Source organism: Candidatus Rickettsia tasmaniensis (assembly GCF_036857515.1).
Classification (GTDB): Bacteria; Pseudomonadota; Alphaproteobacteria; order Rickettsiales; family Rickettsiaceae; genus Rickettsia; species Rickettsia rickettsii.
Genome location: NZ_JAQCNX010000064.1, coordinates 1 through 1,312, shown reverse-complemented (window position 1 = coordinate 1,312; position 1,312 = coordinate 1). Strand labels below are relative to the sequence as shown.

Genomic DNA, 1,312 nt, shown 5'->3' with positions numbered 1-1,312 from the left:
TAATTTATCATGGCTAGTATTAAATAGCTCTGAATGGAACATAATCATTTCACGTATTGTTCCCTGCATATTCCAGCCCGGGAGCGTATTATAGCTTACAAAAGCTATGCCGTTCGGATTTAGCAGTTTATTACAGACTTCGAGTATTTTATCTTGTACTTCTTCAGGTACCCATGAATATACGCCGTGACAAACTATGTAATCAAACTTACCGTATGACTCATCAAGGTCCAATATAGATAATGCCTTTAGTTCGGCATTTTTTATTTTCAAATCACTGATAATTTTTTTACCTAATTCTATTTGTGTTTTGGATAAGTCAACACCTAGAGATTGTGATTTAGGATATGTTTCAGCAAAGTTAAGCAGATTAACACCGATTCCACAACCGAGTTCAAGTATTTTAGCAGTTTCAAGAGGTGGAGGGTTTAGCCCGAATAGCTTGCCGATAGTTCTTAAATAAGGTGGGGAGGTATAACTGAAAGTAAATGAAGAATAAGGTACTTCATCATAGGATATTTTATTAGCTTGTTTTGTCATAGTATTTACATAAATTAAAAATTAATTTTAAGCAGTTTCAAAAGATTAAGCAATATATTTATATACAAAAAACTTTAAATTTAACTAATGCTCATATAATATGTAAGTGAAGTGTAATTTTATTTTATGAAAAATAATAATAGTTATTTTGGTTTTTTAAGAGGTGCGATAAAAATCAAGAATGACATAAGAACCATGAAACAACACCGCTTTTAGCTAGGAATGACATTATTACACAAACTATAACTTAATCAATTGTGCTTTAGTTGCAAAATTTTCTATTCCCTCTAGATTGGTAGAGGTTATCACCTAAGTAATTTAGATGATTTTTTTGAGCTTTTTCTATGAATTGGTGAAAATATGTACCTGTATTAATTTCGCCTAAATATTCATGTAATACATATGAGTCCGTATATGCAGATAATAATTTTGTTTCATCTCGTAAGAAATTAGAATAAGGCGTTGTGGAGCTTTCTAATGAGTCATTAATGAACTTTAAAAGTAATTTAGCTTGCTGTAATTTATCATGGCTAGTATTAAATAGCTCTGAATGGAACATAATCATTTCACGTATTGTTCCCTGCATATTCCAGCCCGGGAGCGTATTATAGCTTACAAAAGCTATGCCGTTCGGATTTAGCAGTTTATTACAGACTTCGAGTATTTTATCTTGTACTTCTTCAGGTACCCATGAATATACGCCGTGACAAACTATGTAATCAAACTTACCGTATGACTCATCAAGGTCCAATATAGATAATGCCTTTAGTTC

At 31.8% G+C, this 1,312-nt stretch carries 1 protein-coding gene and 1 pseudogene; both read right to left on the bottom strand.

Annotated elements, in window-relative coordinates; genetic code table 11:
* Positions 1 to 540: methyltransferase domain-containing protein (locus O6R16_RS07920; RefSeq protein ID WP_499680698.1), on the bottom strand; the 540-nt coding region annotated here is incomplete at its 3' end.
* A gap of 304 nt (positions 541 to 844) precedes the next feature.
* Positions 845 to 1,312, bottom strand: a pseudogene (locus O6R16_RS07915) (methyltransferase regulatory domain-containing protein); the annotation flags it as partial.